The 13,027-nt window shown below is 72.8% G+C and carries 14 protein-coding genes and 1 pseudogene; 12 read left to right on the forward strand and 3 right to left on the reverse strand.

From position 1 onward, the window contains the following. The 6 genes from dnaK to AOK15_RS44885 form a co-directional block, all read left to right on the forward strand. A partial coding sequence (gene dnaK / locus AOK15_RS07120; protein WP_055513934.1) for a molecular chaperone DnaK occupies nucleotides 1-1,449 on the forward strand: 1,449 nt, incomplete at its 5' end. Next, nucleotides 1,446-2,126, forward strand: a complete 681-nt coding sequence (gene grpE, locus AOK15_RS07125; protein WP_055513936.1) for a nucleotide exchange factor GrpE — start codon at nucleotides 1,446-1,448, stop codon at nucleotides 2,124-2,126. The genes dnaK and grpE, both read left to right, overlap by 4 nt. A gap of 42 nt (nucleotides 2,127-2,168) precedes the next feature. Next, nucleotides 2,169-3,347 (forward strand): molecular chaperone DnaJ, encoded by a 1,179-nt coding sequence (dnaJ, locus tag AOK15_RS07130; RefSeq protein ID WP_055513938.1) that lies wholly within the window; start codon nucleotides 2,169-2,171, stop codon nucleotides 3,345-3,347. Nucleotides 3,348-3,354: 7 nt separating this feature from the next. Continuing rightward, a complete protein-coding gene (locus tag AOK15_RS07135) occupies nucleotides 3,355-3,813 on the forward strand; it encodes a heat shock protein transcriptional repressor HspR (RefSeq protein WP_055513940.1) in 459 nt (152 codons plus the stop codon). 147 nt (nucleotides 3,814-3,960) lie between these two features. After that, nucleotides 3,961-4,104 carry a hypothetical protein gene (locus tag AOK15_RS44880; RefSeq protein ID WP_157870181.1) on the forward strand — a complete coding sequence of 48 codons (144 nt, stop codon included), beginning with the start codon at nucleotides 3,961-3,963 and terminating at the stop codon, nucleotides 4,102-4,104. Between the two features lie 22 nt (nucleotides 4,105-4,126). Continuing rightward, nucleotides 4,127-4,489 carry a hypothetical protein gene (locus AOK15_RS44885; RefSeq protein ID WP_055513942.1) on the forward strand — a complete coding sequence of 121 codons (363 nt, stop codon included), beginning with the start codon at nucleotides 4,127-4,129 and terminating at the stop codon, nucleotides 4,487-4,489. A 9-nt stretch (nucleotides 4,490-4,498) separates the two neighbouring features. On the opposite strand, the gene AOK15_RS07145 is transcribed toward AOK15_RS44885, so the two are convergent. Continuing rightward, nucleotides 4,499-5,554, reverse strand: coding sequence for a LuxR family transcriptional regulator (locus tag AOK15_RS07145; RefSeq protein ID WP_055513944.1), 1,056 nt, complete (start codon nucleotides 5,552-5,554; stop codon nucleotides 4,499-4,501). Between the two features lie 440 nt (nucleotides 5,555-5,994). Between AOK15_RS07145 and AOK15_RS07150 the strand changes: the two genes are divergently transcribed. Then, on the forward strand, nucleotides 5,995-6,240 hold the full coding sequence (locus AOK15_RS07150; RefSeq protein WP_055513946.1) for a helix-turn-helix domain-containing protein: 246 nt from the start codon (nucleotides 5,995-5,997) through the stop codon (nucleotides 6,238-6,240). A gap of 94 nt (nucleotides 6,241-6,334) precedes the next feature. On the opposite strand, the gene AOK15_RS07155 is transcribed toward AOK15_RS07150, so the two are convergent. Together AOK15_RS07155 and AOK15_RS07160 are read right to left on the reverse strand one after the other, a co-directional pair. Next, nucleotides 6,335-6,991 (reverse strand): hypothetical protein, encoded by a 657-nt coding sequence (locus tag AOK15_RS07155; RefSeq protein WP_240508335.1) that lies wholly within the window; start codon nucleotides 6,989-6,991, stop codon nucleotides 6,335-6,337. 70 nt (nucleotides 6,992-7,061) lie between these two features. Continuing rightward, nucleotides 7,062-8,972 (reverse strand): ABC transporter ATP-binding protein, encoded by a 1,911-nt coding sequence (locus AOK15_RS07160; RefSeq protein WP_420876868.1) that lies wholly within the window; start codon nucleotides 8,970-8,972, stop codon nucleotides 7,062-7,064. A gap of 205 nt (nucleotides 8,973-9,177) precedes the next feature. Here AOK15_RS07160 and lxmA point away from each other — a divergent pair, with 205 nt between their 5' ends. The 5 genes and pseudogenes from lxmA to AOK15_RS07185 all read left to right on the forward strand — a co-directional run. Beyond that, nucleotides 9,178-9,396 (forward strand): lexapeptide family class V lantibiotic, encoded by a 219-nt coding sequence (gene lxmA / locus AOK15_RS07165; protein WP_055513948.1) that lies wholly within the window; start codon nucleotides 9,178-9,180, stop codon nucleotides 9,394-9,396. Nucleotides 9,397-9,503: 107 nt separating this feature from the next. Continuing rightward, entirely contained in the window at nucleotides 9,504-10,109 is a 606-nt protein-coding gene (lxmD, locus tag AOK15_RS07170; RefSeq protein WP_055513950.1) for a peptide terminal cysteine decarboxylase LxmD, read from the forward strand. Nucleotides 10,110-10,198: 89 nt separating this feature from the next. Then, on the forward strand, nucleotides 10,199-11,194 hold the full coding sequence (locus tag AOK15_RS07175) for a hypothetical protein (protein WP_055513952.1): 996 nt from the start codon (nucleotides 10,199-10,201) through the stop codon (nucleotides 11,192-11,194). Continuing rightward, nucleotides 11,191-12,396: a class V lanthionine synthetase subunit LxmK gene (gene lxmK, locus AOK15_RS07180; RefSeq protein ID WP_079058348.1), complete on the forward strand. Its 1,206-nt coding sequence runs from the start codon at nucleotides 11,191-11,193 to the stop codon at nucleotides 12,394-12,396. The genes AOK15_RS07175 and lxmK overlap by 4 nt, the downstream gene beginning before the upstream one ends. A gap of 169 nt (nucleotides 12,397-12,565) precedes the next feature. Then, nucleotides 12,566-13,027: pseudogene (locus AOK15_RS07185) on the forward strand (T3SS effector HopA1 family protein); the annotation flags it as partial.

Genomic DNA, 13,027 nt, shown 5'->3' on the forward strand with positions numbered 1-13,027 from the left:
GCCGGTGAGATCGCCGGTCTCAACGTGCTGCGCATCGTCAACGAGCCGACGGCCGCCGCCCTCGCCTACGGCCTTGACAAGGACGACCAGACCATCCTGGTCTTCGACCTCGGTGGCGGCACCTTCGACGTGTCGCTGCTGGAGATCGGTGACGGCGTCGTCGAGGTGAAGGCCACCAACGGTGACAACCACCTCGGTGGTGACGACTGGGACCAGCGCGTCGTCGACTACCTGGTGCAGCAGTTCAAGGCCGGTCACGGCGTGGACCTCGCCAAGGACAAGATGGCGCTGCAGCGTCTGCGCGAGGCCGCCGAGAAGGCGAAGATCGAGCTGTCCTCCTCCACGGAGACCTCGATCAACCTCCCCTACATCACCGCCTCCGCCGAGGGCCCCCTGCACCTCGACGAGAAGCTCACCCGCGCCCAGTTCCAGCAGCTGACCGCGGACCTGCTGGAGCGCTGCAAGACGCCGTTCCACAACGTCATCAAGGACGCCGGGATCGCCCTCTCCGAGATCGACCACGTCGTTCTCGTCGGTGGCTCCACGCGTATGCCCGCCGTCGCCGAACTGGTCAAGGAGCTGACCGGTGGCAACGAGGCCAACAAGGGCGTCAACCCGGACGAGGTCGTCGCCATCGGCGCCGCCCTCCAGGCCGGTGTCCTCAAGGGTGAGGTCAAGGACGTCCTGCTCCTCGACGTCACCCCGCTGTCCCTCGGTATCGAGACCAAGGGCGGCATCATGACCAAGCTCATCGAGCGGAACACGACGATCCCGACCAAGCGGTCCGAGATCTTCACCACCGCCGAGGACAACCAGCCGTCCGTGCAGATCCAGGTCTACCAGGGCGAGCGCGAGATCGCGGCGTACAACAAGAAGCTCGGGATGTTCGAGCTGACCGGTCTGCCGCCCGCCCCGCGCGGTGTCCCGCAGATCGAGGTCGCCTTCGACATCGACGCCAACGGCATCATGCACGTGACCGCGAAGGACCTGGGCACGGGCAAGGAGCAGAAGATGACCGTCACCGGCGGCTCCTCGCTGCCGAAGGACGAGGTCGACCGGATGCGCCAGGAGGCCGAGAAGTACGCGGAGGAGGACCACGCCCGCCGCGAGGCCGCCGAGACCCGCAACCAGGGCGAGCAGCTCGTCTACCAGACCGAGAAGTTCCTCAAGGACAACGAGGACAAGGTCCCCGGTGACATCAAGACCGAGGTCGAGGCGTCCGTCGCCGAGCTGAAGGAAGTACTCAAGGGCGAGGACACCGCCGAGATCCGCACGGCCACCGAGAAGGTCGCGGCCGTCTCGCAGAAGCTCGGCCAGGCCCTCTACGCCGACGCCCAGGCCGCGCAGGCCGCGGGCGGCCCCGAGGGTGCCGAGCCCGGTGCCAAGGCCGACGACGACGTCGTCGACGCCGAGATCGTCGACGAGGACCGGAAGGACGGTGCCGCGTGACGGAGGAGACCCCGGGCTTCGACGAGCAGCAGCCGCAAGGTCAGCCGCAGCAGCCCGACGTCCCCTCCTCCGGCTCCGAGGACGCCGAGCCGAAGGCCGCCCCCAAGGAGGGGGCGGCCCCGGCCGGGGACGCGGCAGCGGCGGCCCAGGTGGCCGGCCTGACGGCCCAGCTGGACCAGGTGCGCACGGCGCTCGGTGAGCGCACGACGGACCTCCAACGGCTCCAGGCCGAGTACCAGAACTACCGTCGGCGGGTCGAGCGCGACCGGATCACGGTCAAGGAGATCGCCGTCGCGAATCTCCTGACCGAGCTCCTGCCCGTGCTCGACGACATCGGCCGCGCCCGGGAGCACGGCGAACTCGTCGGTGGCTTCAAGTCCGTCGCCGAGTCTCTAGAGACCGTCGCGGCGAAGATGGGTCTGCAGCAGTTCGGCAAGGAGGGCGAGCCCTTCGACCCGACGATCCACGAGGCCCTCATGCACAGCTACGCGCCGGACGTCACCGAGACGACGTGCGTGGCGATTCTGCAGCCGGGGTATCGCATCGGCGAACGGACCATCCGCCCCGCGCGGGTGGCCGTGGCCGAACCCCAGCCGGGGGCGCAGACAGTCAAGGCGGACGGCGAGTCCGCGGAGACGGCCGACGACAAGGAGAACGGTGGCCCGGACGAGGGCTGACGTCCACGACGCGGAACACGACGGGAAGGAGGGACGCCGGGGATGAGCACCAAGGACTTCATCGAGAAGGACTACTACAAGGTCCTCGGCGTCCCCAAGGACGCCACCGAGGCCGAGATCAAGAAGGCGTACCGGAAGCTCGCCCGCGAGTTCCACCCGGACGCCAACAAGGGCAACGCCAAGGCCGAGGAGCGGTTCAAGGAGATCTCCGAGGCGAACGACGTCCTCGGCGACCCCAAGAAGCGCAAGGAGTACGACGAGGCCCGCGCGCTGTTCGGCAACGGCGGCTTCCGTCCGGGCCCCGGCGCGGGCGGCGGCTCGTTCAACTTCGACCTGGGCGACCTCTTCGGGGGCGGCGCCCAGGGCGGACAGGGAGCGGGCGGCTTCGGCGGCGGGCTCGGTGACGTCTTCGGGGGCCTGTTCAACCGGGGCAGCTCCGGCACCACGCGGGTGCAGCCCCGGCGCGGCCAGGACATCGAGTCCGAGGTCACGCTGAGCTTCACCGAGGCCATCGAGGGCGCCACCGTGCCGCTGCGGATGTCCTCGCAGTCCCCGTGCAAGGGCTGTTCGGGCACCGGCGACGCCAACGGCACCCCCCGGGTGTGCCCGACGTGCGTCGGTACCGGCCAGGTCGCGCGGGGCTCCGGCGGCGGCTTCTCCCTGACGGACCCCTGCCCGGACTGCAAGGGCCGGGGCCTGATCGCCGAGAACCCCTGCGACATCTGCAAGGGCTCCGGCCGGGCCAAGTCGTCCCGCACCATGCAGGTCCGCATCCCGGCGGGTGTCGCCGACGGGCAGCGGATCCGGCTGCGCGGCAAGGGCGCGCCCGGCGAGCGGGGCGGTCCGGCGGGCGACCTGTACGTGGTCGTGCACGTCGACGCGCACCCGGTGTTCGGGCGCAAGGACGACAACCTCACGGTGACCGTGCCGGTGACGTATCCGGAGGCGGCGCTCGGCGGGGAGGTACGGGTCCCGACCCTGGGCGGCCCCCCGGTCACCCTGAAACTGCCCCCGGGCACCCCCAACGGGCGTACGATGCGGGCCCGCGGCAAGGGAGCGGTCCGCAAGGACGGCACCCGCGGGGACCTGCTGATCACCGTCGAGGTGAGTGTCCCGAAGGATCTGTCGGGGAAGGCTCGTGACGCCCTGGAGGCGTATCGCGAGGCGACCGCGGGCGAGGACCCGCGGGCGGAGCTGTTCCAGGCCGCGAAGGGAGCATGACCACACCATGGACACACCCGGCCGCCGTCGTAACCCCTATGAGCTGACGGAAGAGACACCGGTGTACGTCATCTCGGTGGCCGCTCAGCTGTCCGGTCTGCACCCGCAGACCCTGCGCCAGTACGACCGCCTCGGCCTGGTCTCGCCCGACCGCACCGCCGGGCGTGGCCGGCGCTACTCGGCCCGCGACATCGAACTGCTGCGCACCGTCCAGCAGTTGTCGCAGGACGAGGGCATCAACCTGGCCGGCATCAAGCGCATCATCGAGCTGGAGAACCAGGTCGCCGCCCTCCAGGCGAGGGTGGTCGAGCTGGAGTCCGCGCTCGACGGCGCCGCCGCGGCGATGCGGCAGCGCGAGGCCGCGGTGCACGCGTCGTACCGGCGTGACCTGGTGCCCTACCAGGAGGTCCAGCAGACGAGCGCGCTGGTGGTGTGGCGGCCGAAGCGGCAGCAGACCTCGGACTGAGATAGGACTGAGAGCCGCCCTCGCAAGCCGTCCCCGCTAGGCCGCCGCCTGGCAGCAAAGTGCCTGGCAGCAAGTGTCCCGCCCGGTGCAGCATCCTGACATCGCGGAGCCTTCAGACGGGATGTTCCCGCTGGCAGAGTCGTGGTCATGAAGAACACGGGGAACACGGGGAACGCACGCATCATCAGGACACTGTCGGCGCTCGCGCTGATCATGGCCCTGCCGCTGGGAGCGACGGTGGCCGTCAAGTCCGGGCCGTCGGTCGCGCTGTCCGTCAACGGCTGGCAGTGAGCCGGCGGGACGAACGGACGGGATGACGACCGTGGAGTTCCAGGACGGTGAGCACCGGGACGGGGAGTACCGGGGCGGGGAGTGCCGGGACAGGGAGCACCGCGGGGAGCACCGGGGCGAGCAGTGCCGGGACGGTGGGTTCCGGGAACTGGTCCTCGTCCGCAGGGCTCCCGGTGACGCACCCGCCGCGACGGCCGTGATCAGGGTCCTCGGCCAACTGCCCGGGGGCTGGGAACACGCCTGGCGACTCGACGAGGACGGGGGCCGGATCCACCTTCGGATCCGGCCCCCGTCCGGTTCGCCCGCCCACGCCGTACGGGACTGGCTGGCGGAGGTCCTCACCGACCCGGCGCTGGGCGGCTGGCGTGCCGTCGGGGCGCCTTGACCGGCGGGGTCAGATCCAGCCCCGCTCCCGGGCGAGCAGGGCCGCGTGCGGACGGTTGCAGGCGCCCAGCGTGCGCAGTACGTCGGCGACGTGCCGGCGGTAGGTGCGCAGGGAGACGCCGAGTTCACGGGCACCGATCTCGTCCTTGGTGACCCGGCACATCGACTTCAGGACCTCCAGCTCCATCGGCGTCAGGGACTCCGATTCGGGGGCCGGGGCGCCCAGCAGATCGGTGAGGTCCGTCGCCTGGTCCCAGATCTTCTCGAAGAGGGCCAGGATGCTGGCCACCAGGCCCGGTTCCTGCGCGACCAGCGCGCCGCGCGAGGTGTCCGACGGGTCCGCCGGGACCAGTGCGGTGTGCCGGTCGTAGACGAGGACGCGCTCGGCGATGTCGGCGGCGACCCTGATCCGCGCGCCCTGCGCGTTCAGTTCGCGCAAGTAGGCGGCGGTCGCCGGATCGTCCAGGGCGTCCTTGAGGACGACGCTGCGGATGTGGACGCCCCGGCGCAGACAGCGGCTGTCCAGTGGTCGCGCGTGCGCGATGTTCTCCCGGGTGAGCGCCCGGTAGGGCTCGACGGAGAGGATCTCCTCGCGGGCGAAGAACGCCAGGTCGTCGATCCGGTCGCGGATCTGCGCCAGGTTCGTCATCCGCTCCACGCCGCCGCCGGCCTGGGTGTGGGCGCCCTGCTCGGCGCGGAGTTCCGCGACGAGGTGACGAGGCCGGGTCACCTGTTGCAGTTCGTGGTGCAGTTCGCTCAGCCGCCGGTCGGTGAGCAGACCGACGGCCACCTCGGGGTCCGCCGCCGTCAGGGTGCCGCCGGCTTCGCTCACTGCGGCGGCCGGATCCTCCGCCGCCTGCGCCCCGCCTCCCGCCGTCGCCTCCGCGCGGCGGAGCAGGCCCAGTTCCGTCAGCCGCCGCAGCGCGGCTCCGACGACGTCCTGCGACGCGTGGAGCAGGAGGTGGATGTCCTCCGCCGTCGTCCCCGGATTCCTCAGGAAGTGCCGGTAGACGCGCTCCTCCATCGCGGTGAGGCCCAACAGCCCCATGCTGCCCGCATCGTTCATCTGTCCCCCCGTGTTCCTCCCGTACGGCCCGGGCCGGTGGCCGGTATCGCGGGTGTGGCTGGTCGGGCCACGGCGATACGGAATCCACCGAAATGATCGGGACTCACAGTAATGCGTTGGTCAAGACTTAGTTCGTTCACGGCGGCTCGCCGTGGAACGTGTGGCGAATGTGTGACGGACGAGCCCGGGCCACGACACGAACGAACGGCGTGGGCCGAAAGTTTCGCTCGCAGCATGGTGTCGCGCCGGTGCAGCAAGCTGCGCCCCGCGGGGCGGGATCCGGCCGAAAGCGCTTGGCAGGCTGGAATCCGTCGGACAGGAACCGACGGACGTCGGACACGAACCTATGGACGTCGGACACGACCCGATGGATTCGCACGGATTCTCCGGCCACGAGCCGACGGAAGCCGACACGACCGAACACAACCAGGGGGACTCACATGGCTGTTGTCGTACGGGAGGACGCACTCGACTTCTCCGCGCTGACCGAACGCGAGCGGGAGGTGCTGCTGCTGCTCGCGACGGGCGAGCAGAACCGCTGGCTCGCCCGCCGCCTGGGCATCGCGGAGCGCACGGTACGGGCCCACACCGCCAGCATCGTGCGCAAGCTCGACCTCAAGTCCCGGTTCGAGGCGGCGATCGTCTCGCACCTGTACGAGGACCACATCAGGGGAACCTGCGGCTGACCTCCGCGGGCACCAACACCATGAGGCCCTGCCGGTACTGGGGAGTACCGGCAGGGCCTTTCCGTCGTGTGCCGGGGCGTCAGCCGAGGGGGTGTCAGCCGGGCAGGAGGTCGCCGACCATCTCGATCGCCGTCATCCACAGGGGCTGGGCGCCCGTGCCGAACGCGGCGGCGAGGGTGTAGCCGAGGGCCGCGTCCAGTGCCTCCGGCTCGGCGTCCTCGCGCCACTCCACGAGTACCTTCCCGTCGCCGTCGGAGGAGAAGTCCCCGAGGTACGCCCCGGCCCGCACCAGCCGGCTGCCCGGGATGGAGTCGGGCACCAGCCGCCAGGAGCGCTCCGCGTAGCGCACGTCGACGCGGTACGAGCGCCGGGTCAGCCGGCCCTTGGCGGGGTCGATCACCGCCTCCTCGCCGTCGACGGTCAGGGTGAGCCGCGCACCGTCACGGGTGCCGACCGGGATGTGGTCCTCGCCCTCGGTCCCCTCGGCCCGCCACAGCTCGACCCGTGGCACCCGCTCGCCGGTCACCGTGACCTCGCCCCGCTCGGAGTCCAGCCGGACGGTCAGCGCGCCGAACCGGTCGTCCTCGACGGTGTGCTCGACCACGGGCCGTGGCCCGCTCTCCTCGTACTCGTCCGCGTCGTAGTCGTCGTAGCCGTCGTGATCGTCGTACGGGTGGTCCTCGTGGGCGTCGTACGCGTCCTCGTCGGTCTTCTTGGCGAGCGAGGTGGTGGGGGCCGGGTCCTTCGGCATTGCGGTGTTCCTTCGCTGTGTGGGGGTCTGACGGTGGTCAGTACGTCAGGTAGGACGGAGGGCGGTGCGCTCACGCTCCCGCGGCGGTCAGCTGGGTGGCGGCGAGGTCCCGGTACAGCTCGTCCCTGCCCAGGAGTTCCCCGTGCCGGCCATGGTCGCGCACCCGCCCGCCGGCGAGCAGCACCATGTGGTCGGCGGAGGTCACCGTGGACAGCCGGTGGGCGATGAGCAGCACCGTGCAGTGCTCGGCGGCCCGCTCCACGGTGTGCCGCAGCGCCGTCTCGCTGAGGCCGTCGAGGTGGGCGGTCGCCTCGTCGAGCAGCAGCACCTGGGGGCGGCGCAGCAACGCGCGGGCGATGGCGAGGCGTTGGCGTTCCCCGCCGGACAGGGCGAGACCGCGGGCGCCGACCTGGGTGTCGAGGCCCTCCGGGAGCCGGGCGACCAGCGAGTCGAGCAGGGTGTCCCGCAGGACACGGGCGACCTCGTCCTCGGCCGCGTCGGGCGCCGCGTACAGGAGGTTCTCGCGGAGGGTGCCGGCGAGCATCGGGGTGTCCTGCTCCACGTACGCGATCCGGCGGCGCACCTCGGCGCGGCTGAGCGTCGCGATGTCGGTGCCGTCGAGGAGGACGCGTCCGGAGTCCGGCTCGTAGAACCGCTGGAGGAGCGAGAAGACGGTCGTCTTGCCGCTGCCGGAGGGGCCGACGAGGGCGGTGACTTTGCCGGCCGGGGCGACCAGGCCCACCCCGTCGAGGGTGGTGGCGCGGCCCGGGTAGGCGAACGTGACGTTCTCCACGGTCACTTGCGGCGGCGGGCCGGCCGGGCGGGCCGGGGTCTCGTCGACGTCCGTCTCGATCTCCATCCGCTCGACCTCCTCGATGCGGGTGAGCGCGCCGAGGCCCTGCTGGAGCGAGGTCGTGCCGCCGACCAGGGACAGCACCGGGCCGCCCAGGTTGAACAGGTAGAGCAGGAAGGCGATCAGCGCGGCCAGGTCGAGGGCCCCGGTGGCGACCAGGGCGCCGCCGAAGCCGATGACCGCGAGGAACGACGCCTGGACGACCAGGGCGGAGAGCACGGCGATCGTGGCGTGGTAGCGGGCGCCGGTCAGGCCGGCCCGGTAGGCGTCCTCGGCGGCGGCCACGGCCCGCGCGGTCTCCGTCGCCTCGCCGCCGTTGGCCTTCACGGTGCGGGCGGCGCCGAGCGCGCGGTCGAGGGCGGCGCCGATCTCGCCGACCGAGGTCTGCGCGCGCGTGGTCACCCGGCGGATCCTCGGCATCACCCCGCCCATCGCGACACCGACCACCAGCAGCACGCCGGAGGTGATGCCGAGCAGCGGCAGGCTGGTCATGCCCATCAGGACGATGGTGGCGATCAGATGGATACCGCCGTCGAGCAGCTGGATCACACCACTGGTCGCCGCGTGCTGCACGAGTGTGCTGTCGGACGTCACGCGGGTGGTGAGGCCGCCCGGTTCGGTCCTGTCCAACTCGGCTGTCCGCAAGCGGATCAGACGGTGGATGAGCCCACGGCGCACATGCAGCACGACCTTCTCCGCCGTGCGCTCGCTCACCAGGGCCTGTGTCCAGGTCAGCGCGATGGACACCGCCAGCAGGGCCAGCATCAGCAGGAGTTCGCGGGTCAGGTCGCCGCCGGTCATCAGCGCCGTCAGCGACGACTCCACGACCATCGGCTGCGCGAGCCCGGCCGCGCTGCCGGCCAGGGTCAGTGCGAGGACCAGCACCAGCACCCTGCGGTGCGGGCGGGCGTGGGCGAGCAGCGCGCGGAGCGGGGGGCGCGGGGCGTCGGTGCCCTGCGGGGAGTCGGGCGCCTGTGCTGGATCGGGCGCCTGCGTCGGCTGGGGCGGCGGAGGCTCGGGCCTCGCGGAGTCATGTGTGTTCACCCTGGACTTTCTACGCGTACGGGCGGGTGCGGCGGTATTGGCGCTTGCGGCAATGCCGGGCCCGGCGACGCCGGTTCGGGTCATGCCGGGGCGGTATTGCCGACAGCGGTATTGCCGCCTCCGGCGATGCCGGGTGCGGTAATGCCGCAACTGTCAATAGCGATCGGCTTTTCCGGCGGGTCATAGTTGTCTCGTCGCCAAGGGGCACCGGCCGAAAAGCCGGAAAACCCGTAAGGCGGCCGGGAATTCGGAAATCCGGAATCTCGCACCATGAATCAAGGAGAGACTCATGCAGTCGACGCAGAACGAGAAGGACCTGTTCGAGGGCTACACCGCCTACACCTCCGCCGAGGAGCTGGGCCTGTACGACGGCAAGGACGCCGCGCCCGCGTTCAGCCCGACCATCCCGTGGGCGATCCGCGCCACCATCATCACCGCCCGCTCCTCGCAGCAGTGCGCCGCGGCCCTCGGTTCGCTGACCGCCCGCACGATCGAGAAGAAGTGCTGACGACCGGGCGACCGGAGCAGTGACCCGCGGGGAGGGGCCGGTGCCGGCCACCGGCCCCTCCCCGGGCAACGCGACACACACCGAAAAGCATGTGAAAGGAGGCGGGAATGGACCCCACAGGAGTCGCGGATCCCGGATTCCGCCGGGTGCTCCTCGTGGGCACCGGCGCGCTCAGCGTGGCATTCCTGCCGTTCTGGATCAACTGGCTGGGCAATACGTTCCCGGAAATGGAGAAACGGGTCGTGCTGACCCGTTCGGCGCGGCGATTCGTCTCCGCGGACGCGATATCCGCGCTCTGCGGACGGGAGGTCGTCACCGACGACTGGTCCGAGGCCGCGCCCGGTGCCGTCCCGCACGTCGAACTGGCGCGCTGGCCCGACCTCGTGCTCGTCCACCCGGCCACGATGCACTTCCTCGGCCGTTACGCGCTCGGCCTCACCGACACACCCGTGCTGTGCGCCCTGCAGTCGACGTCCGCCCTCGTGGGCGTGGCCCCGTCGCTGCCGCCCGGCGCGCAGCTCAGCCCCGTGGTCCAGGGGCACCTGGACACCCTGCGCGAACGCCCCGGCGTGGTCGTCGCGCCGACCGTGCCCGCCGTCAGCGCCAGCACGGGCGAGATGGAGGACGGCGGGGCGCTGCCGCTGTCCGAGCTGATGGGCCTGTGCGTCGGCGCGTACGCGCGGGCCCGGCGGTCCGAGGGGGAGGACGAGTGACCGTACGGACGACACCAGGGGCACCGACAGCTCCAGCGGTACGGACGGCCCCAGCGGTACGGACGGCCGCAGGGGCTCAGGCGGCACGGGTGACACCGGCGGCACGGGGCGACGGTCCGGCGGCCGAGTTCGGCACCGGGCTCCAGCTCACCCGCGTACGGCCCACGGTCGACGGACGTCACGAGTGGTGGCACGGGGCGGGATCCCGGCGGGCGGCCCCGCCGACGGCGCCCCTCGCCGCACACGTCCCCCCGCACACCGCCGGCGCCCGGCTGGTCACCCCGGTGGTCTCGGGCGCGGGGCTCGCCTACCTCGCCGACGGCCCGTACTCGGCCGCGGCCTGGCTCCGCGACCCCCGGCCGGCGGCCCGGCGGCTGGCCGCGCACGCGCTCGCGTCGGCGGGCACGGCGCTACGGCACCTGCACACCACGCCCGCGCCGACCGGGGCGCCGCCGCCCGCGCTCACCCGACTGCGGGGGTTCGCCGACGGGACGGACGGGGGCGACGGCGACCGCGCCGCCGTACGGCGCCTGCGGGGGCACGCGCTACGGGTGTGGGGTGCCGCTCGCCTCTCGACGCTCCGTTCCTGGTGCGCCGAGGTCGCGGCACCCGCCCCCACCGTCGTCTCCATGTCCGGCGACGGCGACGGCGACGGGAACGAAGGCGGGGGCCGGGGCGGCCACGGGCTCGTCCTCGTACACGGCTTCGCCTCGCTCGGCGCGCTGGTCCCACCCCTGAGCCGGGGTCCGGTGGCGCTGCTGACGGGCGAGGACCTGGGCGCCGCCCGGCCCGAACTGGACCTGGGCTGGCTGCTCGGCGACCTGGCCGAACTCGCCTGGGCCGTACCGGTGTGGGGCGAGGAGCCGGGCGTCGACCTGCCGGCCGTCCTGCTCGACGCGTACGGGCCGGGCGCGGACCGGGAGCTCGCGGCCCGCGCCGCGGTGCTGCGGATCGCCACGCACATGCGGGACTTCGCCGCGTACTGCGGCTGGAGCGACGAACTGGCCGACTACACCGCCTTCGTCGCTGACCTGATCGACGAGGAGGGCCGCCGCGCGGTCCCCGGGGGAGCCACGACACGATGACGATCACCACCGACACACCCACGAGGACGGACCCGGCGCAGCCGGTCCGCACCCGGCAGCGCTACCGGCCCACCGAACTGGGCACCGTGCCCGCCGTGAACGCACTGCTGGAGCGGCTCGACCTCGGCCGCCTCGACGCGTCGGCGGTCACCGCGTTCGGCGGCCGCAACGACAACTGGGCGGGGCCGACCACCACCGGCGAGCAGGTCTTCGTCAAGACGGTGACGCCGCTGCCGGACGGGGGCTGCCCCGAGCTCGAACGGGCCCTGAGCTTCGAGGAGTCGGCGGCCCGATGGCTGCCGGGCGGCTCGCCGCTGCGCTCGCCGGAACTGCTGGGCGCGGACCCGGCGGCCGGGGTGACCGTGCACCGCCTGGTGCCCGGCGCCCGGTCGGGGGCGGAACTGGCGCTGGACGGGGACTTCGACGACGCGCTGTGCCGGGCGGCGGGGCGTGCGGTGGGGACGCTGCACACGCTGCCGGCCGGGGACGGACTCGACACCGGGGAGGCGCCGCTGCCGCCGCTGGCCTGGCTGCGCGCGCTGCCGTGGAGCGCCGTCCAGGAGCGCAGCATGGCGCAGATCGCCGCCTGGCAGCTCGTCCAGGACGACGGTGAGGTGGTCGACGCGCTGGCCCGGCTGCGGGAGGGCGAGGCGAGCGTGCCGCACGCGCCCACGCACTGCGACCTCCGCTTCGACCAGTTCATCGGCGCCGACGAGGGCCGCGGGCCGCTGTACCTGTGCGACTGGGAGGAGTTCCGGCTGGCCGACCCGGCGCGGGACGTGGGGGCGTTCGCGGGGGAGTGGCTGTTCCACGCGACGTACTCCGTGTTCGCGCCGACCGGCGACGCCGGCGACGACGTGGACGCCGGGGACGACCGCCGGGGCGGCGGGGCCGGGTTCGACCTCCCGCACGAGGAGATCATCGGGCGGGGCTCGGCGAGCCTGCGCCGCCATCTGCCGCGCGTCCACGCCTTCTGGCAGGGCTACCTGGAGTGCCGTACGCCCGACCCCGGTCTGCCCGAGCGGGCCGCCGCCTACGCCGGCTGGCACATGTACGACCGCCTCATCGCCACCGCCGAGTCCCACGCCACGCTCAACCCGGTCGCCCGCGCCGCCGCCGGCATCGGCCGCACGGTCCTGCTGAACCCGGGCGGCGCGGCCCGGACGCTCGGCCTGACCCTTCCGGACGGGAGCGCCGACTGATGACGACCGCTACTCGCGCCGTGGCCGTGGTCCGGGGCGTTCCGGTCCCGGTCGCCGCCACGGTGCGGCGGGGCCCGGCCGTGGCGGCCCGCAGGGTTCCGTGCGCCCCGGCCGCCGCCGCCCGTACCCCCGGCTCGACCCCCGACCACCCGAACGGGAGCCACCACCGATGACCGCCCTCTCCCTCCTGGACACCCCGGTGCCGGGCGCCTCCCCCGACGCCCGGCACCAGGGGCTCGCGCCCCGGCTCCGTGCCGCGCTGGACGGCGTCGGCGTGGCGCCCGGTGCGCGCGAGGCCACCGTCGCCGGGCGTACCGTCACCGCCGACAGCCCCCGTGACCTGCGGGGCCGCCTCACCAACGCCCTGTACGAGGAACTGCACGCCGGCCGCGACCGGGGCGGCCCAGCCGCCGAGGGCCCGCCGCCCCGCCGTACGCTCCGCGACCCCGCCCTGGAGGCCCGGCTCGCCGCGGCCGTACCGCACACCACCACCCCCACCCGGGGCCGGCTCGTCGAGGTGCTCCACCGGCCCGACGGCGACCAGCTCGTCGTACGCCTCCCCGAGGTCACCACCCGCGTCCCGGCCGAGCGGCTGCTGGCCCCGGCCGGGACGCGGGTGGTGACCTCGGGG

Source organism: Streptomyces ossamyceticus (assembly GCF_001418475.1).
Taxonomy (GTDB): Bacteria; Actinomycetota; Actinomycetes; order Streptomycetales; family Streptomycetaceae; genus Streptomyces; species Streptomyces ossamyceticus.